This is a genomic window from Streptomyces sp. NBC_01429 (assembly GCF_036231945.1).
Taxonomy (GTDB): domain Bacteria; phylum Actinomycetota; class Actinomycetes; order Streptomycetales; family Streptomycetaceae; genus Streptomyces.
Window position 1 is genome coordinate 2,695,479 of sequence record NZ_CP109599.1, and the last position, 21,859, is coordinate 2,717,337.

At 70.7% G+C, this 21,859-nt stretch carries 21 protein-coding genes and 1 pseudogene; 10 read left to right on the forward strand and 12 right to left on the reverse strand.

Translation table 11 applies throughout. From position 1 onward, the window contains the following. Window positions 1–69 precede the first annotated feature (69 nt). The 6 genes from OG627_RS11350 to OG627_RS11375 all read right to left on the reverse strand — a co-directional run bounded on the left by OG627_RS11350 (window position 70) and on the right by OG627_RS11375 (window position 5,506). On the reverse strand, window positions 70–1,410 hold the full coding sequence (locus tag OG627_RS11350; protein WP_329064019.1) for a CpaF family protein: 1,341 nt from the start codon (window positions 1,408–1,410) through the stop codon (window positions 70–72). Window positions 1,411–1,504: 94 nt separating this feature from the next. Next, window positions 1,505–1,882: a TadE/TadG family type IV pilus assembly protein gene (locus tag OG627_RS11355; protein ID WP_329064021.1), complete on the reverse strand. Its 378-nt coding sequence runs from the start codon at window positions 1,880–1,882 to the stop codon at window positions 1,505–1,507. A 3-nt stretch (window positions 1,883–1,885) separates the two neighbouring features. Further along, entirely contained in the window at window positions 1,886–2,323 is a 438-nt protein-coding gene (locus OG627_RS11360; RefSeq protein ID WP_329064023.1) for a TadE family protein, read from the reverse strand. A 111-nt stretch (window positions 2,324–2,434) separates the two neighbouring features. Continuing rightward, window positions 2,435–3,706: an AAA family ATPase gene (locus tag OG627_RS11365; RefSeq protein ID WP_329064025.1), complete on the reverse strand. Its 1,272-nt coding sequence runs from the start codon at window positions 3,704–3,706 to the stop codon at window positions 2,435–2,437. 7 nt (window positions 3,707–3,713) lie between these two features. Then, complete coding sequence (cpaB, locus tag OG627_RS11370) at window positions 3,714–4,427, reverse strand: Flp pilus assembly protein CpaB (RefSeq protein ID WP_329064027.1); 714 nt, start codon at window positions 4,425–4,427, stop codon at window positions 3,714–3,716. A gap of 122 nt (window positions 4,428–4,549) precedes the next feature. Continuing rightward, entirely contained in the window at window positions 4,550–5,506 is a 957-nt protein-coding gene (locus OG627_RS11375; protein WP_329064029.1) for a hypothetical protein, read from the reverse strand. 359 nt (window positions 5,507–5,865) lie between these two features. Between OG627_RS11375 and OG627_RS11380 the strand changes: the two genes are divergently transcribed. From OG627_RS11380 to OG627_RS11400, 5 genes are all read left to right on the forward strand, one after another. Then, window positions 5,866–7,398 (forward strand): hypothetical protein, encoded by a 1,533-nt coding sequence (locus OG627_RS11380; protein ID WP_329064031.1) that lies wholly within the window; start codon window positions 5,866–5,868, stop codon window positions 7,396–7,398. A 28-nt stretch (window positions 7,399–7,426) separates the two neighbouring features. Then, a complete protein-coding gene (locus OG627_RS11385; protein ID WP_329064033.1) occupies window positions 7,427–8,014 on the forward strand; it encodes a hypothetical protein in 588 nt (195 codons plus the stop codon). Window positions 8,015–8,023: 9 nt separating this feature from the next. Then, window positions 8,024–8,503 carry a DUF3592 domain-containing protein gene (locus OG627_RS11390; protein ID WP_329064035.1) on the forward strand — a complete coding sequence of 160 codons (480 nt, stop codon included), beginning with the start codon at window positions 8,024–8,026 and terminating at the stop codon, window positions 8,501–8,503. 146 nt (window positions 8,504–8,649) lie between these two features. Continuing rightward, window positions 8,650–9,093, forward strand: coding sequence for a hypothetical protein (locus tag OG627_RS11395; RefSeq protein WP_329064037.1), 444 nt, complete (start codon window positions 8,650–8,652; stop codon window positions 9,091–9,093). Window positions 9,094–9,324: 231 nt separating this feature from the next. Further along, on the forward strand, window positions 9,325–11,061 hold the full coding sequence (locus OG627_RS11400; RefSeq protein WP_329064039.1) for a chitinase: 1,737 nt from the start codon (window positions 9,325–9,327) through the stop codon (window positions 11,059–11,061). Window positions 11,062–11,167: 106 nt separating this feature from the next. Here OG627_RS11400 and OG627_RS11405 read toward each other — a convergent pair whose 3' ends face one another. From OG627_RS11405 to OG627_RS11425, 5 genes are all read right to left on the reverse strand, one after another. Then, on the reverse strand, window positions 11,168–12,478 hold the full coding sequence (locus OG627_RS11405) for an Nramp family divalent metal transporter (RefSeq protein ID WP_329064041.1): 1,311 nt from the start codon (window positions 12,476–12,478) through the stop codon (window positions 11,168–11,170). Between the two features lie 366 nt (window positions 12,479–12,844). Next, window positions 12,845–14,317: a GntP family permease gene (locus OG627_RS11410; protein ID WP_329064043.1), complete on the reverse strand. Its 1,473-nt coding sequence runs from the start codon at window positions 14,315–14,317 to the stop codon at window positions 12,845–12,847. Between the two features lie 227 nt (window positions 14,318–14,544). Then, window positions 14,545–14,955 (reverse strand): RidA family protein, encoded by a 411-nt coding sequence (locus OG627_RS11415; protein WP_329064044.1) that lies wholly within the window; start codon window positions 14,953–14,955, stop codon window positions 14,545–14,547. After that, on the reverse strand, window positions 14,952–15,746 hold the full coding sequence (locus OG627_RS11420; RefSeq protein WP_329064046.1) for an IclR family transcriptional regulator: 795 nt from the start codon (window positions 15,744–15,746) through the stop codon (window positions 14,952–14,954). Before OG627_RS11420 ends, OG627_RS11415 begins: the two co-directional genes overlap by 4 nt. Next, window positions 15,743–16,810: a sugar kinase gene (locus OG627_RS11425; RefSeq protein ID WP_329064048.1), complete on the reverse strand. Its 1,068-nt coding sequence runs from the start codon at window positions 16,808–16,810 to the stop codon at window positions 15,743–15,745. The genes OG627_RS11420 and OG627_RS11425 overlap by 4 nt, the downstream gene beginning before the upstream one ends. 176 nt (window positions 16,811–16,986) lie before the next feature. Here OG627_RS11425 and OG627_RS11430 point away from each other — a divergent pair, with 176 nt between their 5' ends. Next, window positions 16,987–18,258, forward strand: coding sequence for an alanine racemase (locus OG627_RS11430; RefSeq protein ID WP_329064050.1), 1,272 nt, complete (start codon window positions 16,987–16,989; stop codon window positions 18,256–18,258). An 11-nt stretch (window positions 18,259–18,269) separates the two neighbouring features. After that, a complete protein-coding gene (locus OG627_RS11435; RefSeq protein ID WP_329064052.1) occupies window positions 18,270–19,904 on the forward strand; it encodes an N-acyl-D-amino-acid deacylase family protein in 1,635 nt (544 codons plus the stop codon). Window positions 19,905–19,974: 70 nt separating this feature from the next. Here OG627_RS11435 and OG627_RS11440 read toward each other — a convergent pair whose 3' ends face one another. Beyond that, window positions 19,975–20,322, reverse strand: a complete 348-nt coding sequence (locus OG627_RS11440; protein WP_329064053.1) for a DoxX family protein — start codon at window positions 20,320–20,322, stop codon at window positions 19,975–19,977. A 237-nt stretch (window positions 20,323–20,559) separates the two neighbouring features. On the opposite strand from OG627_RS11440, the gene OG627_RS11445 reads away from it, so the two are divergent. From OG627_RS11445 to OG627_RS11450, 3 genes and pseudogenes are all read left to right on the forward strand, one after another. Beyond that, window positions 20,560–20,685 (forward strand): hypothetical protein, encoded by a 126-nt coding sequence (locus OG627_RS11445; RefSeq protein ID WP_443073455.1) that lies wholly within the window; start codon window positions 20,560–20,562, stop codon window positions 20,683–20,685. Beyond that, window positions 20,673–20,774: pseudogene (locus tag OG627_RS35470) on the forward strand (transcriptional regulator); the annotation flags it as partial. The gene OG627_RS11445 and the pseudogene OG627_RS35470, both read left to right, overlap by 13 nt. A gap of 147 nt (window positions 20,775–20,921) precedes the next feature. Further along, on the forward strand, window positions 20,922–21,818 hold the full coding sequence (locus OG627_RS11450) for a polysaccharide deacetylase family protein (RefSeq protein ID WP_329064055.1): 897 nt from the start codon (window positions 20,922–20,924) through the stop codon (window positions 21,816–21,818). Window positions 21,819–21,859 lie beyond the last annotated feature (41 nt).

A 21,859-nucleotide genomic window follows, 5' to 3' on the forward strand; every position in this document is an offset into this window, starting at 1 on the left:
TGGGGAGGCCGGGCGGCGGGGAAGTCCGCGGGCGGCAGCGGGGCGGGCGGGGCTCGGAGCCCCGCCCCGTCAGGCCGCCGTCCTGCGTACGGCCAGATCCTCCTCGGAGACCGCGACGCCGAAGGCCGCCGGTACGGGTTCGCTCTTCAGGTAGAGCCGCTCCGCGATCCGGCGCGGCAGCGGGTAGTACTCGAACTTGCCGTGGACGCGTCCGTCCGCGCCCATCGGCTGGGCGAGGTAGCGGCAGACGGAGACGATCCGGTACTCCTCACGGCCGTGGGAGTCGACGATGGCGATCTCGGTGATCCGGCGGGAGCCGTCGGCGTGCCGGGTCAGCTGGACGATGACGTCGACGGCGCTGTTGATCTGGTCCTTGATCGCCACGAACGGGATCTCGACCTCCGACATCGAGGCCAGGGTCTGGAGTCGCATCAACGCGTCCTCGGCGTTGTTGGCGTGCACGGTGGCGAGCGACCCGTCGTGACCGGTCGACATCGCCTGGAGCATGTCGAGCGTCTCGCCGCCTCGGACCTCACCGACGATGATCCGGTCGGGTCGCATACGCAGGGAGTTGCGCACGAGGTCACGGATGGTGATCTGGCCCTTGCCCTCGACGTTCGAGGGGCGGCTCTCCAGAGTGATCACATGGGACTGCTGGAGCTGAAGCTCCGCCGAGTCCTCGATGGTGACGATGCGCTCGCCGTCGGGGATCAGTCCGGAGAGGGAGTTGAGCAGGGTCGTCTTCCCGGTACCGGTGGCCCCGGAGACGATCACGTTGAACTTCGCGCGCACCAGACCGGCCAGCAGGACCATCATCTGCTCGTCCAGCGAGCCCAGGCCGATCATCTCTTGCAGGGTGAAGGCGCGGGGGAAGCGGCGGATGGTGAGGATGGGGCCGGTGAGCGAGAGCGGTGGAATGATCACGTTGACTCGCTCGCCCGAGGGCAGGCGGGCGTCGACCATCGGGTTCGCCTCGTCCACCCGGCGGTTGACCGTGGAGACGATGCGCTCGATGGTCTGCATGAGCTGCTCGTTGGAGGTGAAGCGCATGGGCAGCATCTCCAGCCGCCCGTTGCGCTCGACGAAGACCTGGTCCGCGCCGTTCACCATGATCTCGCTGATGGAGGCGTCTTCGAGCAGGGGCTCCAGAATGCCGAGCCCGAGTGCCTCGTCGACGACCCGGCGGATGAGCTGGCTGCGCTCGATGGTGGAGAGGACCGGCCCCTCGCGGCTGATGATATGACCCAGAACCCGCTCAAGGCGGGCCCTGCGCTCGGCCGCCGCGAGCGTGGACATCTCCGCGAGGTCGATCTCCTCCAGGAGCTTGGCGCGGTAGACCCCGACGAGAAGGCTCTCCTCGCTCTGGCCGCTCGTCGGCTCCGGGCTGCTGATGCGCGCCCTGAGGCTCATCGTCCTCAACTCCCTGGTTCTGCGTGGTGCGGTGCTGGCAACCGGTGGTGTCCCGTACGGCTGGGTACGGGACGGTACGGAAGGAACGGAACGGTCAGTCGCGAGGCATCGTGACGCTCCTGCGGGCTTCGGGGAAGTCGAAGACGGGCAGGATCGAGGGGATCTCGACGCGCGCCTCGACCTCCACCGCGGAACCGGATCCGCTCGGCGGCGACACGTTCACCGTCAGCCAGCTGCTCGTCGCGGCCTTGGCGGCCTGCTGCGGCGTCAGGTGGGACTCACGGTAGGTCTCCGCGCGGGCCGCCGCGCGTGCGGCCGTACCCGCCTGCTGCACGGCGTAGGCCGCGATCCCGAGCTGGATCGCCGCCAGGGCCACCAGGAGCAGCAGGGTGATCAGTCCGGCGAACTCGATGGCGGCCTGGCCCCGGTCGCGGCCCCGGTCACGGTCGCCACCGCGTGGACGCTTCCACATAGATCAGCTCTCCCTTACGGCGGACGCGTGCGCGGGGACACCGATCGGAATGTTGACGCCGGGGAACAACAGGGGCAGCTCGACCTTGAGCTCCGCCTTGACCTCTTCCCCGGACGAGGACGTCACACAGCTGACGTCCCGTACGTTCCAGGCGCCGGGGAGATGTTCCTCCGCCGCCTCCCGGCAGGCCGCGGTGCGCGACCCGTCGGCCACCGCGCCGGCCCGTACCGCCTGGTCCGCCGCGTTCCCCGCCAGCGAGAAGGTGTAGCCGACCAGCGCGGCCTCCCAGAGCAGGACGGCCGTCGCCAGGATGACCGGCATCACGCCGACGAACTCGACGGCGGCCTGTCCCCGGTCGCCGAGGGCGCCGCGGACCGACCGCCCGCGGACCGACAGTCCGCGAACCGCCCTTGACCCGGCCGCCCTCAGGCGACCGGGCATACGTCCCTCACGCTGTCGCGCGGCCGGGGTCGGCCCGTACCGCGCGCCGGCTCTCGCACTGCTGTGAACACTCATGGCGCAACGTGTCCCCTCAACCTCATCAGTCTCGGTCTACGGCTTGGATCGTCCTCGGCGGACGCCGATCGAGCCACGGTCTCCCTTGAACGGGCCCTGCGCCGCCTTGGATCTGCCGCCCTTCTCCACCGGATCCGGGACCTTCACCAGTCCCAGCTCCCCCGCCAGCCCCCACATCGCCTGCTTCACGGTGGACTTGGACTCCAGGTCCTGCATCCGCCCCGCGTCCACCGCCGCCTGGAGCTCCTTGAAGTTGGCGGGGACGGTCACCCGCGAGACCCGGGTGCCGGTGATCCGTTCGATCAGCGGCGGCTGGATCTCGGTGCTGCGCGTATGGCGGTTGACCACGGTCACGGTCTCCTCCGCCTTGCGGATCTGGAGCCGGTCCCACAGCCGCACCATGCGCTTGGCCGCGCGGACCGACACCACGTCGGGTGTGGTCACCAGCAGCGTGGTGTCGGCCATCTCGATGGCGGCGGCGTTCGCGCTGTTCATCTGGGTGCCGCAGTCGATGACCACGACGTCGTAACGGTGGCGCAGGGCGCTGATGATCTGCCGTACGGACCGTTCGTTGATCTCCTCGCCCCGCTCCCCCTCCCCCGGCGCCAGCAGCAGTCCGATGCCGGTCGGGTGGATGAAGACCGCGTCCTGGAGCACCCGGGGGGTGACGTCCTGGATGGAGGCGAGGTCCACGATCGACCGGCGGAACTGCACGTCCAGATAGGAGGCGACGTCCCCGGCCTGGAGGTCCAGGTCGGCGAGCGCCGTGTTCATGCCCGACGCCTTCGCCGCCAGCGCCAGCTGTACGGCGGTCAGCGTCGTGCCGACGCCGCCCTTCGCGCCGCTGACGGTGACGACGGTGCCGCCGGGGCCGGTGAAGACATCGCTGCCCTGGCCGAGGTGGCGCCGTACGCCCACGGACCAGCCCGCCGCCGCCTGGACGCGCTGGGCCAGTTCCTCGTACGAGAGCGGCAGCCCGACCAGGCCGCGGGCGCCCGAGTCCATCGCGGCCGAGAAGAGACCTGGACTCGGGTCCGTGGTGACCAGGACGACGCCCACCGCGGGGAAGCGGAGGGACACTTCGCGGATCAGTTCCAGCGCCGGCACCGGACCGATCCGCTCATGGACCAGTACGACCTCGGGCAGCTCGTCGATCGACTCGGCGGCGAGCCGCCCCAGGGTGTCGATCAGGGTGGTCGAGTCACCGATCGGCGCGGCCGGCTCCGCTTCGGGCAGCTGGCTGAGCAGGGTGGTGATGGACCGGGCGGCGTCGGCTTCGCCGACGACCGGGAGGATGCGAGTGGTCATGCGTCCCTCACTTGTCCCCTTCGAGGGTGTAGATGTTCTCGCCGGGCCGCAGCGTCGTCGGGCTGCCGTCGGCGAGAAGCGCGAGCCGTACATGCTGAGCGAAGGATTCCGCGTACGCGATGCGCTGGGTGTCCTTCGTCTTCAGCGCGAAGGTGATCGGCACGGCCTGCTTGACCGCGCCGCGGCTCTTGCCATCCTCGTCGGGCTCCAGGGCGGTGAGCTTGCCGACGTCGATGACCTTCGCGTTGGGGACGATGATGCGGGACTCGGACTTGGTGCCCGCCTGGCTGTCACCGGCGAAGGTGGCGAAGATGTTGACCAGGTCACCGGGGGAGATCTTGCCCGCCACGCCGGTCGCGGCGTCGATCATGATGGCGATCTCCTGCTCGTCGTTGGCGAGCGCGGGCCGCTTGATGATCATGTCGTCCTGGAGCAGCGAGCCCTGCTTCAGCTGGGTGACGGCGATCTTCCCGCTGACGACGGACAGGTCCGTCACGGCGTTCTTGGAGAGCCAGCGCCTGGGCATCGTGATCTTCTCGAACTGGTCAGGAGAGAGCTGCGTGTACGGCGCCACGTCCTCCTTCAGCCGGTACGCGGCCACTTCGGGGCCGACTTTCGAGTTCACGTCGCTGATCACCGAGAGGACACCGGCAAAGGCACCGAAGGCGCAGAGGACCGAGAGAAGAAGCAGTATGACGCCGCGGCGTTGCCGTGAATTCATGAGCGGGACAACCTCGTTCGCTGACGTGGGACGTAGAGCCTGGGCGTGGGAGCCGTGAGCTGGAGGGACTGGGTGGAGAGGGAGGGCTGCGGGGAGCGGAGGAGAGAGCCGGCGCGGGCGGGTCAGGACCCGCGCTGCGTGGGCGCTCCCTGTTTCAGGACACCGGTCGATCGCGTTTGGTTCTCCACCGGCGCGGAGGCGGAGGAAGACGGTGGAGCGGCCGGTGCGGAGGACGCGGCCGGCCGAGCCGTCGCCGAGGAAGCGGCGGGCAGGAGCGAGGCCGAACAGAATCCGCAGCGGTCACCTATGAGTTCGATACCGCACCAGGTGCAGATTTCGCGGCGGACCGAGGAAACAAGTTGGTAAAGGACCGAGATATCAGGCAGGAAAGCGGCGAATTCGACCATCTTGGAAGTTCCCCACCAGCCTCTCGAATCGGCCGGAAGCGCGCTTTCCTCGATTCCCTGGACCTTCCAGGCAGGAGCCAGGGTCGCGGTGACCCAGTCCGACTGGGACTGGCCCTTTCCAATGATCATTTGCGTGGCGAACTCCGGGCCCGTGAGTTTCCCGGAACCGATCTTGATCAGCTGGGGCGACGGTGCGGCGACCACCCCGAACTGGGAGCCCGGCACCCATGACTTGGCGTGGGCCTTGAGGCTCACCGGCACCCGGTCCAGCTTGGCGACGGTGTGGAGCATCGCTCCGGCGTAGATGTAGTGCGACAGCAGCCGGGCCGCCGAGGCGACCACCCCCGCGCTGAAGTCGCAGATCGACAACTGCCGCAGCTGACGGACGAGCACGGCGATGCCGAGGGGCGGCAGATCGAGCTTCAGCAGCGCGATCCGGTCGCTCTCCAGCATCGCCCTGACGGTGTGCAGCCGCCGTTCGTGGGCGACCGGAATGGAGGCGGGGTAGAGGGCGACGACATAGCCGTGCTGCTCCACCAGGACCTGCATATCGGCGAGCGCGGCGTCCAGCGGCTGAGCTTCGGGCGACTGTAGCAGCGCCGCGGTGGGCGTCTGGTGGTCCGTTGGTGGCAGCACCAGATCAGGACTGGTGACTGCGATCGCGGTGGGCACGCTGGTTCCCCGTTCGGCTCCGGACACCGGAGTTCCGGCGCCCGCAGTTCTCTACCTGCTCCGTGCTTCTGGCTGGGCTTCTGGCTGAGCACTTTATCCACGTCCCGGGGTACGGAGAACACCTACCGGATGTCCGTCATCGGTCATCCGGGCAGCGACCTCCGGCAAAGTCGGGCGAAGCAGTCAGCAGCCACTTCCGTTTCAAGGAGAAACGCTCACGGCCGAATTCGCGACCACCCGCTCCGACTTTGGGCCCAGGTTGGGCCCACGGGCCCACGCAACCCTCCTGCCCCCATCCGTACGCTCCGATTCCGATTCCGCGTGCGAAAAGGTGCGCGGTCAGGTACGGGGGACGTCGGATGGGACTGCGAGCGAGACGAGGACGGCGCCGCGACCGGGGCGCCACGGCCACCGAGTACGTGGGTGTCGTGGTGGTCGTGGCGGCCATCGGAGGCGCGATGGTGGGCACGGGAGTGGACGCGGCCATCGCCTCTCAACTGCGGTGTCTCGTCACGTTCAACGGTCCGTGCGACCCGGAGCGCCCGGCCGAGCGGGAACCGGAGCCGAAGACCGACGCCGACTACGAACCGCCGCTCTGCCAGATCACGTCGTTCACCGACAAGGCCGGCGCGAAGGCGAAGGTGCTGTTCTTCGAGTGGGGCCAGGAGTACGGCTTCCAGCAGACGACGTACCAGTCGAACAAGGACATCAACGGGGACGGGAAGATCGACGAGAACGACCAGCAGGTGATGCTGACGTTCACCGACGCCGCCTCCGTCGCCGCCAAGAAGGACTGGAAACCGGGCGCGAAAATAGGCAAGTTCGGGGCCGACAAGGTGGAACTCGGTGCCGGTATCAAGGTCACCAACGGCGATACGTGGGTCTTCGACAGCGAGGCGGACGCCGCCGCCTTCCGTGACGATCTCGAAAAGCTCAAGACGTACGAGTTGGCCAACCGGAACTCCAACGCGCAGGGCGGCGGGCTCGGCAACAGCATCCTCTACTTCTTCGGCAAGGGCCCGATGGCCGAGGAGGAGAAGCTGCGCGACCACATCGACGAGCAGCTCGGCGACCGCCACATCACCTATGGCAAGATCGGCCTGGAGGCCAGCGCGGCGGCCGGGATGAAGCTGTCGGCGGGCGACGAGAAGAAACTGAGCGCCTCGCTCGGCGGCAACTTCAGGTTCGCGCCCGAGGTGACCTGGACCGACAACGACTTCAAGGGCACCAAGGCGTACACGTACAGCGCGGCCATCGAGTACGGCACCAAGGCCGGGTACGAGGCGGGCCCGCTCAGCGGAACGTTCTCGGCCGCCACCACCCAGACCGGCACCATCACCGTCACGTACGACAAGAAGTCCGGCGAGCTGCTGCGGATCGACATGACCCGCACCGTCGAGAAGGGCTCCACCAAGGACGGCGGCAAGGTCGGCGGCGACAACGGCAAGAGCGGTGGCGACAAGCGCGGCGGCAGCGGGAGCATCACGGACGGCGACGGATCGAGCGGCATCGAGGTCGTCACCAACTCCGTGGTCATCCCGCCCGGCTCCGACGGCGACCGGCAGCGCGCGATCGCCCAGACCTGGCTCGACGGCCACGGCGACAACGCCGCGCCCTTCAGCTACATGTTCGACGACCACGCCCCGACCAAGCGCCCCGGCGCGGACGACCCGTTCGGGCGACTCCTCTTCGACGAGGGCCTCTCCAGCCGGACGAACTACACCGGCGAGACGGAGGCGGCGGAGTACGGCTTCGAGCTGAATCTCGGACTGAGTCTGGGCTTCTCCGTCTCCACCGAGAAGAAGGAGGAGACACTCGACAAGGCACAGTTCCTGGGTGCCCCGCACGGAGACAGCCGCACCTATGTGCCGTACAGCTACTGTGCGAACTGACCCCGCCGGCGACAGGAGCGCATACGCGATGAACAGCAGAAAGATCGTCCGACGGCTGGCCACGGCCGCCGCCTGCACCGCCCTCGTCACCCTGACGGCGGGCTGCGGAGCGGACACCGGCACCGCCGGGACGGGTGGCGGTACGGGAGCGGGCGGCACGCTGCCCGAGGGCTGGGGAACGCTGCGCACCTCCGCCCTCACCGTCGCCCACCCGCCCGGCTTCACCCCGCAGAGCGCCACCGAGCGCAGCAAGTACAACGCGGCGGCCGCGACGCTCTCCGAGGGCGGCGAGGACGTCGGGATGATCACCGTGCAGCTCGACTTCACCGACGCGGACTCGGCGGAGGAGGCGGCGATCGGCGCCGAGGCGGGCATCGCGCTCGGTTCGACGCTGGGGAAGCAGTCCGAGATCGAGGTCGCGGGCCCCGGTGGCGAGAAGGAGGAGGCGCGGCGCGTCGACTTCGAGTTCACCCGGAAGGGGTCCCGGGTCAAGGGCGTGATCGTCGCGGGTATCGATACGGCGAAGAAGGCGTACGCGGTACGGATCGACGCGGTCAAGGGGAAGCTCGGCGACGGCGACCTGCGGCGGATCCTCGACTCCCTCACCCTCAAGTAGCGGGCGGCCATGGACATCCCGGGCGGTGAGTACGTCTTCTTCGTGGGCATGATCCTGCTGTTCGGCTGGCTCGCGGCACACTACGCCCGCAGGCTCGCCGCGGTGGTGCGGGCCCTGCGGGCCGGCGGCCGGGCGCCGGGGGTGTGCGTACGGATCGAGACCGAGCCGTACAACCGCTCGGACGCGCAGCGGTACTTCTTCACGTTCCGCCCGTCCGGCGGACCGGACAGGGAATCGGACGGGGAATCGGACGGCGCACCGGAGGGCGGACCGGACGGGCGGGAGATCGAGTTCGAGGACCTGGTGACCCGCTCCACGCAGGTGGGCACGCGCGTCACGGTGGCCTACGACCCGGCCGCCCCGGCACGCACCGCGACCGTCGCTGGGCACGGCAGCTGGTCGCCGATCGCGCAGTACGCGCTGCTGGTGACGGGGTGCGGGCTCGCGGCGGCCGGTTTCGCGGCGGTGTTCCTCCTCACGGTGTTATGAGGCGTGCGCGCCCACGCGCACCCGGCACGACGCGCACGGCCTGCGCACCAGCACCACCTGACCTGCGCGGATGACCACCGCGTACGAACCGGCGAGCGAACTACGGGGGACCCGATGCACGGCGAACTGTTCGGAAGCGAGGAGCGATGACGCGGTACGACTACCCGGGAGCGCCCGCGCGGCAGGGCGACGGGCCCGGCGCGCCGGTGTTCGCCCTCGTACGCGCCTGGGCGGCCGGCATCGTCGTCCTGCTCTTCACGGAGTACCTCCAGGCGACCCTGGTCTACGACTACCTCGCCTCCGAGGACAGCCTGGAGAGCTTCGGCGGCCGGCTGATGCTCATCCATCTGCCGAACGCCGTGTGCATCGCCCTCGCCACCTGGGCGGCGGGCCGTGTCCACGCCGACCCGTACCGCGACTACGCCAGGCAGCATCTGCCGGCGGTCTTCACGGTCCCGGTGGTGGCACAGGCGATCAACATGGCGCTCCAGTGGGACCACTTGGTCATGGAGGGCGTGCTGATGTCCAACGCGGTGCTGGTGGTGGGCTGCGTGACGGGCTACGCGGTGGAGCGGCTCCAGGAGGACTGACGGGGGCGGCCGGTACGGGGACGGTACGGGGCCGGGCACGGGGGCCGGTACGAGGCAGTGCCGGGCCCGGCACCGGGGCCGGGCCGGCAGCCGGCCGTCCCCGCCTTCGTATACGAACCGCTGCCACAGGTCTTGACAACTCAATTGGTCTGGACCAGCTTTACGCCCAACGGTGGCCACCGTTCCCCCTCTCGACACACCTCCTCCCCCCGACCCCCACGGAGGCAGCAAGTGGAACGCGCACCAGGCTCGGCCGGCAGCGGCACGAGACGTACGAGGAGCTGGATCGGCGGTGCGGTGGCCCTGCTGGCCGCCGGAGCGCTGAGCGTGACCGGGCTCGCCGGGACCGCGCAGGCCGCCGACATCAATGTCGCCAAGAACGCGGGCTTCGAGTCGGGGCTCGCCGAGTGGACCTGTTCGGCGGGCAGCGGCGCCACCGTCGGATCACCCGTGCACGGGGGCGCCGCCGCCCTCAAGGCCACGCCCGCCGGGCAGGACAACGCCAAGTGCACGCAGACCGTGGCCGTCCAGCCGGGCGCGACCTACACACTGAGCGCCTGGGTCCAGGGCGGCTACGCCTACCTCGGCGCCGAGGGCACCGGTACGGCCGACGTGTCGGCCTGGACCCCCGACAGCTCCGGCTGGAAGCAGCTCACCACCACCTTCACGACCGGTGCTTCGACCCGGTCGGTCACCGTCTACACCCACGGCTGGTACGGGCAGAGCCCCTACTACGCCGACGACATCTCCGTCTTCGGCCCCGACGGCGGCGGGGGCGGCGACCCCGCGCCCCAGATCCCCGCGGCGCCCGCCGGGGTCGCGGCCGGCTCCGTCACCGCCTCGTCGGTGGCGCTCAACTGGAACGCCGTGTCCGGGGCGAGCGGCTACAACGTCTACCGCTCGGGCACGAAGGTCCAGTCGTCGAGCGGTACGTCGTCGACCGTGACCGGGCTCGCCGCAGACACCTCGTACGACTTCCAGATCACCGCGACCAACGCGGCGGGCGAGTCCGCGAAGTCCGCCACCGTCACCGCGAGGACCGCGCAGAGCGGCGGCGACCCGGGCCCCGGCCCGGACAACCCGGCCGTGCCCAAGCACGCCCTGACCGGCTACTGGCAGAACTTCAACAACGGGGCGACCGTCCAGAAGCTGCGGGACGTCCCGTCGCAGTACGACATCATCGCGGTCTCCTTCGCCGACGCGACGGCCACGCCCGGACAGATCACCTTCAACCTCGACCCGGCCGTCGGCTACGCCTCGGCCGCCGACTTCAAGGCGGACATCGCCGCGAAGAAGGCCGCGGGCAAGTCCGTGATCATCTCGATCGGCGGCGAGCTGGGCAACGTCACCATCAACAGTGACGCCTCGGCGGCCGCCTTCGCCGACTCCGCCTACGGGCTGATGCGGGAGTACGGCTTCAGCGGCGTCGACATCGACCTCGAACACGGCATCAACTCCACCTACCTCACCAAGGCGCTGCGCCAGCTCTCCGCGCAGGCGGGCAGCGGGCTGGTGATCACGATGGCGCCGCAGACGATCGACATGCAGTCCACGTCCGGTGAGTACTTCAAGACGGCGCTCAACGTGAAGGACATCCTCACGGTCGTCAACATGCAGTACTACAACAGCGGTTCGATGCTGGGCTGTGACGGCAAGGTCTACTCGCAGGGCTCGGTCGACTTCCTCACCGCCCTCGCCTGCATCCAGCTGGAGGGCGGCCTCGACCCGTCCCAGGTCGGCCTGGGCGTCCCGGCCTCCGCCAGGGGCGCTGGCAGCGGCTACGTCGATCCGTCCGTGGTGAACAACGCGCTGGACTGCCTGGCCCGGGGCACCAACTGCGGCTCCTTCAAGCCCGCCAGGACCTACCCCGGCATCCGGGGCGCCATGACCTGGTCCACCAACTGGGACGCGACGGCGGGCAACGCCTGGTCCAACACGGTCGGCCCGCACGTGCACGGCCTTCCGTAGCCTCCGCAACACCCCCGCGAGCCCCCACAGGGCCGGCAGCGCCGTCGACACCCCACCCGACGGCGCTGCCGCGCGTGCGGCGCGAACCGCGAGGCCCGGCACGCCCCTACCAGGGAATCTCCTGCACCTGCTGCACGCACAGCACCACGAACAGCAGCCCCGCCGCCGCCAGCATCACGTTGCTCAGCGCCCCGTTGCGCCACTCCGCTGGCGTGCGCTCCGAGTTGAGCAGCCAGATCAGGGTCAGCGCGAGGAACGGCATGAAGAACGCGCCCAGTACGCCGTAGGCGACGACCAGGCCGAAGGGCTCGTCGAGGAAGAGCAGGGCGATGGGCGGGAAGGTCAGCCAGAGCAGATAGGCGCGGAACGGGACCGAGCGCTCGCGGGAGCCCGTCGCCACCTCCTCGGCCATGCCGGCCGGCTCCGTACCGCCGCCCGCCCGGTCCTTCCTCATCCGTTCCACGAAGTCGGCGAACATCAGGCTCACGCCGTGCCAGACCCCGATCAGCGACGAGAACGACGTCGCGAAGAAGCCGACCAGGAAGAGCTTCGCCGTCGTCGCGCCGAAGCGGTCCTCCAGCACCGTGCCGAGGTCGATCAGGCCCCGGTCGCCGGAGGTCAGGGCGATCTGGGTGGAGTGGAGCAGCTCGGCGCCGATGACGAGCATGGCGACGACGAAGAGTCCCGTGGTGATGTACGCGGCCCGGTTGTCCAGCCGCATCACCTTCATCCAGGTGGAGTTGGTCCAGCCCTTGGCGTTGATCCAGTAGCCGTACGCGGCCATGGTGATCGTGCCGCCGACCCCGCCGATCAGCCCGAGCGTGTAGAGCAGCGAGCCGTCCGGGAGGACCGGGGCCAGGCCCGCGAAGCTCGCGCCGAGGTCGGGGGCGACGCGGATCGCGACGTACATCACGACCACGAACATGATCCCGATCAGGGCCGTCATGACCTTCTCGAAGACGGCGTACTGGTTGAACCAGACGAAGACCAGGCCGATGAGTCCGGTGACGACCGCCCAGACCCTGAGCCCCGGGCCGTCCGGGAAGAGGGCGACGATCGGGAGCGCGCTGGACGACATGGCCGTGGCGCCGTAGACGAAGCCCCACACCACGACGTACACGGAGAAGTACGCGGTGGTCCAACTGCCCAGGCTGCGCCAGCCGTCGAAGAGGGTGCGGCCGGTGGCCAGGTGCCAGCGGCCGGCCGCCTCGGCCAGCGAGATCTTGACCACGCAGCCGATGACGGCGGCCCACATGAGCGTGTAGCCGAACTTGCTGCCCGCGATGAGCGTGGCGACCAGATCGCCCGCGCCGACCCCCGTCGCCGCGACGACGATGCCCGGTCCGATATAGGTCCAGCTCGACTTGCGCGGCCGGGAGATGGTGTCACCCGCGCCGGTGTCCACGGTGTCTGCCATACGTATCGACGCCTCCCACTCGCCCCCCTTTAAGTGACCCACGTCACTTAAAGGGGGGCAGGGGTGATCGCGCAAGAGGGCGTCGCCACCTCGGGGCGACCGCGCGGGGAGCGGGGCTACCGGTCCCGGCCCGCCAGGTATACGCCCTGAACGGGGGCGAGTTGGGCTAGGGTCTTTCGTTCGGATCAGGCCGGATGAGGGAGCGGGGTCTGGTGCCGTGGATCGCAAGGCGGAGGAGGGAGCCCACGCGGAGCGGATGGGGTCTCCCCTGGTCGAGCGAAGCCGAGACCTTGGGGATGACTGACGACAACGCGGCGAGGCGCGGTGCCAGGGCTCGCGAGCCCGGCCTGATCCAAACGAGAGGCCCTAGATCACCAGACTCAGCAGCGCCGCCACCGCGAAGCCAGCCACCGACAGCACCGATTCCAGGACCGTCCAGGACTTCAAGGTGTCCCGCTCGGAGATGCCGAAGTACTTGGCCACCATCCAGAATCCGCCGTCGTTGACGTGCGAGGCGAAGATCGAGCCCGCCGAGATCGCCATGATGATCAGCGCGAGATGCGCCTGCGAGAGACCCTGCCCCTCGACCAGCGGGACGACGATGCCCGCGGTGGTGACGATCGCGACCGTCGCCGACCCCTGGGCCACCCGCAGCACCACCGAGATCAGCCAGGCCAGCAGGATCACCGGCAGTCCGACGTCGTTGAAGGTGTCGGCGAGCGCGTCCGCGATACCGCTGCCCTTGAGGACCGCGCCGAAGACCCCGCCCGCGCCCACCACGAGCAGGATGTTGCCGACCGGCTTGAGGGACGAGGTGGAGACCGTCTCCAGCGACTGGCGCGACCAGCCGCGCCGGATGCCGAGCAGGTAGTACGCGAGCAGCAGCGCGATCGTCAGCGCCACGAAGGGGTGGCCGAAGAACTCGATGACCGACCGGACCGTCGACGGGTCCAGCGCGATGGACGAGAAGGTGGCCAGCAGGATCAGGAGCAACGGGGTGCCGATGATCGCGAGCACCGTGCCCAGCGCCACGGGTGTCTCGCGCGGGGTGACCCCCGAGGCGCGCTGTTCGGCGGCGACCGCGGCCTTCGCCTCCTCCGCGGCCTCCACCATGTCCTGCGGGACGTCCACGAAGAGACGCTTTCCGATCCAGGCGGCGTAGGCCCACGCGGCGAGTACGGCCGGGACGCCGACCAGGACGCCCATGAGGATGACCCAGCCCAGATCCACCTTGAAGAGTCCGGCGGCGGCCACCGGGCCCGGGTGCGGAGGCAGGAAGGCGTGGGTCATCGAGAGACCGGCGAGCAGCGGCATCGCGTACAGCAGGATCGATTTGCCGGACCGCTTGGCCGCCGCGTAGACGATCGGGGCGAGGACGAAGATGCCGACGTCGAAGAAGACCGGGATCCCGAAGATCAGACCGGTGAGCCCCATCGCGAGGGGCGCGCGCTTCTCGCCGAAGAGGTTCAGCAGCCGGCTGCTCAGCACCTCGGCGCCGCCGGAGACTTCGAGGATCGCCCCGAGCATCGTGCCGAGTCCGATGATGATCGCGACATGGCCGAGGATGCCGCCCATCCCCGATTCGATCATCGAGACGGCGGCGGACTTCTGGACCGTGCCGAAGAGTTCGGTGACCGAGAGACCGGCGGCGAGGCCGACGGCTATGGAGACGCCGAGGAGGGCGACGAAGGGCTGGAGCCTGACCTTGATGATCAGGACCAGCAGCAGCACGATCCCGAGGGCGGCGACCGTCAGCAGACCGGCGGTCCCGTCGATGAGGAGCAGCAGGCCACCCGTGCGGGGTGGGGCCTCGGTTGGCGTGTCAGCGGCGAGCAGCATGGAAGGCACCTCTGTCCGTGGGCATGGGGGGATCACGGCACGGCCCGGGTGCGGGGAGTGGGGGGGTGCCGCTGGTGGAGGGGTACGGAGAACGGGGAACGGTACGACTGTGGGGGCCGGGGGGTACTGCCGGGCGGGCACGGGGCAGGTGACGCGTGCGGGCAGGGCCGCGCGTGCGGCCCGTACCCGGTCGGCTGCCCCTCGGCCGGCTACCCCTCGGCTGCGTCTCAGCCGAGGACGGCCAGCGCGTCGATCTCGATCAACAGCCCCTTGGGCAGGCCCACATAGACCGTGGTGCGGGCGGCGGGCGCCTCCTTGAGCCCCTGCTCGCCGAAGTACGTGTTGTAGATGTCGTTCATCTCGGCGAAGTGGTCGACGTCGGTGAGGTAGACGCGCATCATCATGACGTCGTCCCAGCTCGCGCCGCCCTCCTCCAGGATCGCCTTGACGTTGGCGAAGGTCTGGAGCGTCTGCTCGCGCAGGGTCGGGCCCGCCACGGTGGGCGCCTGGCCCTCGACCGCCGGGAGGAAGCCGACCTGGCCCGCGACCTGGAGGACGTTCCCCTTGCGGACGCCGTGCGAGAACTTCGCGGGCGGGGTGGTGTGCGTGGCGGGGGTGAGCGCGGTCTTGTCGGTCATGAGGCGTCCTTCTTCTCGTTCTGTGCTTGCTCTGTCCGCTGGGACGGGGTGGTGGTCCCCGAGTACTCCCCGCTGATCGCGTCGGCCGTGCGGCGCACCAGCGGGAGCAGGGTGAGGAGTTCCTCGGCGGTGACGACGACATTCGGCGCGGAGACCGACATGGCGGCGACGACCCGGCCGTCCGCTCCCCTGATGGGCGCGGCGACACAGTTGATGGACTCCTCGTGGCCGCCGAGGTCGGTGGCCCAGCCCTGTTCCCGTACGGTCGCCAGCTCCTTGAGGAAGGCGGCGGCGTGGGGCGTGGAACGGGCCGTGTAGAGGGGGTAGTCGAGACGCTCGGCCACCGCGCGCCGCTCGCCCTCGGGCAGATCGGCCAGCAGCAGTTTGGCCACGGCGGCGACGGTGATCGCGACGGGTTTGCCGACGCGCGAGTACATCCGTACCGGATAGCGGCTCTCGACCTTGTCGATGTAGAGGACTTCGTTCTCCTCGTGCACCGCGAGGTGCACGGTGTGGCCGCACTCCTCGTTGAGCGCGAGGAGGTGGGAGTGCGCGATCTCGCGTACGTCGAGGTTCTCCACGGCCTCTGCCGCCAGCGCGAAGAGGCGCGCGCCCAGCCGGTGGCGGCCGTCCTGCTGGCGGTAGACGAGGCCGTGCTCGTGGAGCGTACGCAGCAGCCGCAGCGCGGTCGACTTGTGGACGCCGAGCGCGTCCGCCACCTGCCCCAGGTCGGCGGGGCCCCGCGCGAGCAGCGGGAGGATGCTCAGCGCCCGGTCGACGGTCTGGCTCATGGGGTACGTACCTCCTTCTCCGTGGCTCCGGCCGTGGTCCAGCCGGGGCCCAGGCGAAGTGTCCCCCAGGCCGTCTCGTCGAGGGCGGCCAGCCGGTCGGCGTGGTCGCGGGAGGGCGGCGCGCCCAGGTCGCCGGGGACCGTGAGGGCGGCGGCGGCCATGAGGTGGCCGTGGCGCAGCCGGGCGGCGGCGGGCAGGCCGCGCAGGGTGGCGGAGAGGAAGCCGGCGGCGAACGCGTCCCCGGCGCCGACGGGCGCGACGACATCGACGCGCGGCGCGGGGACGGAGATGACGGTGTCGCCGGGCGTACCCGCAGCGTCCGGCGTGCGTGTGTACAGGGTGGCGCCGGCGGCGCCGCGCTTGACGACCACCGTCTCCGGCTCGGGCAGCGCGGCCCTGATCGCGTCGGCGCCGTGCAGGTCCCACGCCTCCGCCGCCTCGTCCTCGCCGACGAGGACCAGGTCGGCGCCCCTGGCCAGCTCCAGCAGGACATGGGCGTCTGAGGGCCGGCGCCACAGGCCGGGGCGGTGGTTGACGTCGAAGGAGACCGGCGGGCGGCCCGGGGCCCTGGCGGTCAGCTCGCGCATCAGGGCGAGGCAGCCGTCGGAGAGGGCGGCCGTGATGCCGGACAGGTGCAGCACGCGGCCGGCCCACAGGTCGTCCCGGGGCGGGTTTCCCGGCGCCATGGCGCTCGCCGCCGAGCCGGCCCGGTAGTAGGCGACCTCGTGGGCGTCGGTGGCGCGGTCCGTGGCCGTACGGAAGTAGATGCCGGTGGGGCGGTCCGGGTCCCGGCGTACGCCCGAGGTGTCGACGCCGTACGCGGCGATCGCCTCGGTCAGGTGGTCGCCGAAGCCGTCGGCACCGACCCTGCTGACCCACCGGACGCGGTGTCCCGCGCCGGCCAGCGCGCAGGCGACATTGGACTCGGCGCCGCCGATCGTGCGGTCGAAGGACGGGACGTCCGCGAGGCGGCCGGGGCGGGAGGGCAGGAAGGTGACCATGGACTCACCGAGGCAGACGGCGTCCACGCCGGGGTGGACGGCCGTGTCTGCGGTTGCGGTCACTCTGGGGCTCCTCGCGGTTCGCCGGATCGCGGGGTCACCATTGACCCGCTGTCGGCTCGGATGTTAGACAGCGTTGAGCGATATACGCAATGGGCGTTGCATGGAATGCAACGAAAATGAACTCGATGCACGTGAACTCGATGAACCCGATGAACTCGACGAAGAGGAGGGGCCCCATGGCCGCCGCCGAGGATCTGAGCGCGGAGCGGGTCGACCACCGTTTCAAGGGGCTGCCGCCGGACGCCGAAGGGCTGACCGTCGGCGCGCTCGCCGCCGAGCGCCGCTCCCTGTTCACCGGCGGCTTCACCACCCCCGTCCTCGCCCTCTCCGCCGAGTCGGTCGAGCACAACCTCGCCCTGCTGGAGACGTACTCCGAGCGCCATGGCCTCGCCTTCGCGCCGCACGGCAAGACCTCCATGTCCCCGCGGCTCTTCGCGCGCCAACTGGAGTACGGGGCCTGGGGCATCACCGCCGCCGTCCCGCACCAGGCGCGGGTCTACCGGGCGTTCGGCATCGGGCGGATCTTCCTCGCCAACGAGTTGGTCGACGCGGCGGCGCTGCGCTGGCTCGCCGCCGAGCTGGACCGGGACCCCGGCTTCCGCTTCGTCTGCTACGTCGACTCCGTGCGCGGCGTCGAGCTGATGGACGAGGCGCTCGCCGCTGTGGGCGCCACCCGTCCCGTGGAGGTCGTGGTCGAGCTGGGCGCGGGCGAGGGCGCCCGGACCGGCGCGCGTACGGAGGCGGAGTGCGCCGCCGTCGCGGACGCGGTGGCCGCCGCACCCACGCTGCGCCTGACCGGCGTGGCCGGTTACGAGGGCGAGGTGCCGGAGGCCGACGGCGAGCGCGTCCGCGCCTGGCTGCGCCGGCTGACCGCCCTGGCCGGGGAGTTCGACGCGGCGGGACGGTTCGCGCGGGCCGAGGAGATCGTCATCAGCGCGGGCGGCAGCGCCTGGTTCGACGCGGTGGCGGACGTCTTCGCGGACATCCCGGCCCTCTCGCGTCCCGTTCTGAAGCTGCTGCGCTCCGGCGCGTACGTCTCGCACGACGACGGCCACTACCGGCACCTCACGCCCTTCAACCGGGTGCCGGAGGAGGGCGCCCTCCAGCCCGCCTTCCGCCTCTGGGCCCAGGTCGTCTCCCGCCCCTCCCCCGGTCAGGCGTTCGTCAACGCGGGCAAGCGGGACGCGGCCTACGACCTGGACCTGCCCGAGGCGCAGGTCGTACGGGACGGACGCACCGGCGAGATCCGCCCGGCCGACGGCATCGCGGTGACCGGCCTGTCCGACCAGCACGGCTGGCTGGCCACCGGGCCCGGGGCGCGTCTGGAGGTCGGCGACTGGGTCGGGATGGGGCTGTCGCACCCCTGCACCTCGTTCGACAAATGGCAGCTGATCCCGCTGGTGGAGGCGGACGGCACGGTCACCGACCTCATCCGTACGTTCTTCTGAGAGGGCCCGCTGTGGATCTCGTCCTGCGCGACGCACGCGTCATCGACGGCACCGGCGGTCCGTCGTACCGCGCCGATGTCGGCGTCACCGACGGCCGGATCGCCGAGATACGGCGGGAGGGCGAGGGCCGGCGCCCGACCGCAGCGCGCGTCCTCGACGCCGCCGGGCTCGCCCTCTCCCCCGGTTTCATCGACATGCACGCGCACAGCGATCTGGCGCTGCTGCGCGACCCCGAGCACACCGCGAAGGCCGCGCAGGGCGTGACCCTGGAGGTGATCGGCCAGGACGGTCTTTCGTACGCGCCGGTCGACGACCGGACCCTCGCGCACGTCCGGCGGGCGATCAACGGCTGGAACGGCGGCGGGGAGGGGGACACCTCCGTCGACTTCGACTGGCGCACGGTCGGCGAGTATCTGGACCGGCTCGACCGCGCCTTCGAGGGCCAGGGCTTCGACGGGCGGGGCATCGCGGTCAACGCGGCCTATCTGATCCCGCAGGGCACCGTCCGTATGCTCGCCGTCGGCTGGGACGACCGGCCGGCGACCGACGCCGAACTGACGCGCATGAAGCGGCTGGTGGCCGACTCCATGGAGCAGGGCGCGGTCGGCATGTCCTCGGGGCTGACCTACACCCCGGGGATGTACGCGGACGACGCCGAGCTGACCGAGCTGTGCCGGGTCGTGGCGCGGTACGGCGGCTACTACTGCCCGCACCACCGCTCGTACGGCGCCGGGGCGCTCGAAGCATACGAGGAGATGGTGACGCTCACCGGCAGGGCCGGGTGCGCGCTGCATCTCGCCCACGCCACCATGAACTTCGCGGTCAACGAGGGCCGGGCGCCGGATCTGCTGGCACTGCTGGACGGGGCACTGGCGGCGGGCGCCGACATCTCGCTCGACACCTATCCGTACACCCCCGGCTGCACCACGCTCGTCGCGATGCTGCCCAGCTGGGCCGGCGAGGGCGGCCCCGACGCGATCATGGAGCGGCTGCGGGACCCGGCGACCGCCGAGAAGATCCGGCACCACCTGGAGGTCGTCGGCGCGGACGGCTGTCACGGGGTGCCCATCGAGTGGGACACCATCGAGATCTCCGGCGTCTCGGACCCGGCGCTCGCGCGGTACGTGGGCCGTACGGTCGCGGAGTCGGCCGCCTCGGCGGGCGAGCCGCCGTGGACCACGGCGCGCCGGCTGCTGACCGAGGACCGGCTCGGCACCACGATCCTCCAGCACGTCGGCCACGAGGAGAACGTCCGGCGGATCATGCGCCACCGCGTCCACACGGGCGGCAGCGACGGCATCCTCCAGGGCGCCAAGCCGCATCCGCGCGCCTATGGCACCTTCCCGCACTATCTGGGCCGGTACGCCCGTGAGCTGGGCATTCTGACGCTGGAAGAGTGCGTCGCCCATCTCACCTCCCGCCCGGCGGCCCGGCTGCGGCTGCCCGACCGGGGGCTCGTGCGCGAGGGCCACCGCGCCGATCTGGTCCTCTTCGACCCGGACACGGTGGCGGCGGGCTCCACCTTCGAGGCGCCGCGCACCCTGCCGGTGGGCATCCCGCACGTGCTGATCGACGGGCGGTTCGTGATCGAGGACGGGCGCCGTACGGACGTACTGGCGGGCCGGTCCGTGCGGAGGACCGCCTGACGCGGGACCGGCCGGATGTCCGGAGCGGGGCGGATGTCCGGAGTAGGGCGAATGTCCGGAGTGGGGCGGATCAGGCGAACGCGAGCCGCAGCACCAGCGCCGCGACACCGGTCAGCATGAGCCCGACGACCGGGGCGACGGCGTAGTCCTTCACCCGCAGGTGCGTGATGAGCGCGCCGATGAAGTACAGGACCACGCCGATCGCCGCCGCCACGCCCAGGAACGGCACCCAGAGCCCGATCACCAGCCCCAGCGCGCCCGCGATCTTGACGAGGCCGAGGGGGAGGAACCAGGAGTCCGGCACCCCGAGCTTGGACAGCGAGGCGACGACCTGTTCCGCGCGGGTGATGTCGGCGAAGGCGGAGGCCGTCAGGGCGAGGGCGAGCAGAATGCCGACGACGGCGAAGGCGATGAACACGGTTGACCTCTCGGAAAAATGCGCGCTGCTACGGACATCGGTACGGGTACGGGTACGAGCACGGTGCGCGCGGGACCGTGCCAGCGTGCGGGTAACGGCGGTGCGGAGGAAGACCGGGCGGAGGCTAGTAGCGGCAGGGCCATGCTGCGGGCGATCCCGCGACGACGCGAACAGACGATGCGAACAAATGATCGTATCGCCCGGCGCCAGGTCGACGACGGCCGGTACATTGCCCCGGTGAGCGACAACGATCTGGGCCTCTTCCTGCGCGCGCGACGCGAGGCCACGTCCCCCGCCGACATCGGCCTCCCGGTGGGCAGCAGGCGCCGTACGCCGGGGCTGCGCCGGGACAACGCCTGCTGATCCACCTCCCGGCCGACGACGCGACGGCCGCCGCGCTCGACTCCCTCACCGGCCGCCGGCCCGGCGCGCTGCGCGCGGTGGCGGGCTGAGCGTCTGTCGCGGCTCTGAGCTGCGGGGATCGCGCCCGGGTGGCTCCACAAACTTATGATCGAGTCGCGAAAAACGGATCCTCGGCGCCACTTCTCCCGTCTCTCTTCCCGGACACGGCGGAGCGTAGTCGAGGAGCGGTGGGGGACATGCGGCAGCAGAAGGTACGGGGGACGGCGCGCGCCACGAGGCGCGGGGCCACGCGAGCGGGCACGCTGACGGCCGTCGTCGCGCTCGCCGGGGCGGCGCTGCTCGCCGGGTGCGGACAGCAGCAGGCGGACCCGACGGACCGGACGGCGGACGGGAAGGGGGGCGCTCCCCGGCCTGGGGGCAGCACCACCCCCCACGCGCCCGCCGTGAACGAGAAGCCCCTCGCGGCGCCGCGCCCGCCCGAGCTGCCGGACCAGACCTCCGTGCCCGAAGCGAAGCTGCCGCCGCCCCTGGTCAGCATGGACATCGCGCACGCGGCGGAGAGCGGCGGCAAGGCCGTCAACCTGACCATCGACGACGGCCCGGACCCCGTCTGGACCCCGAAGATCCTCAAGATCCTCCGGGACAACGGCGCCAAGGCGGTCTTCTGCATGGTCGGCCCGCAGGCGGAGGCCCACCCCGACCTCGTCAAGCGCGTGGTGGCCGACGGGCACCGGCTGTGCGACCACTCCGTCGCGCACGACACCGGAATGGACCACAAGCCGAAGGCGTACCAGAAGGAGCAGATCCTCAAGGCGGCCCGGCAGATCGAGAAGGCGTCGGGCGGCGTCAAGCCGCAGTACTACCGGGCGCCGGGCGGCGCGTTCACCCCGTACAGCCGGCAGATCGCGGCGGCGGCCGGGATGCGGCCGGTGGGCTGGAACGTGGACTCCAAGGACTTCGAACAGCCGGGGTCCGCGGCCATCCTGAGCACGGTCAGGAACGAGCTGCCCAACGGGCCCACGCTCCTCTTCCACGACGGCGGGGGCGACAGGTCGCAGACGGAGACGGCGCTGCGGGAACTGGTGCCGTGGCTGCACGAGCAGGGGTACGCGTTCAGCTTCCCGGTCCGGTAGGGGCGGTTCGGGGAGGGGGCGGCAGGCCCGGCCCGCGCCGT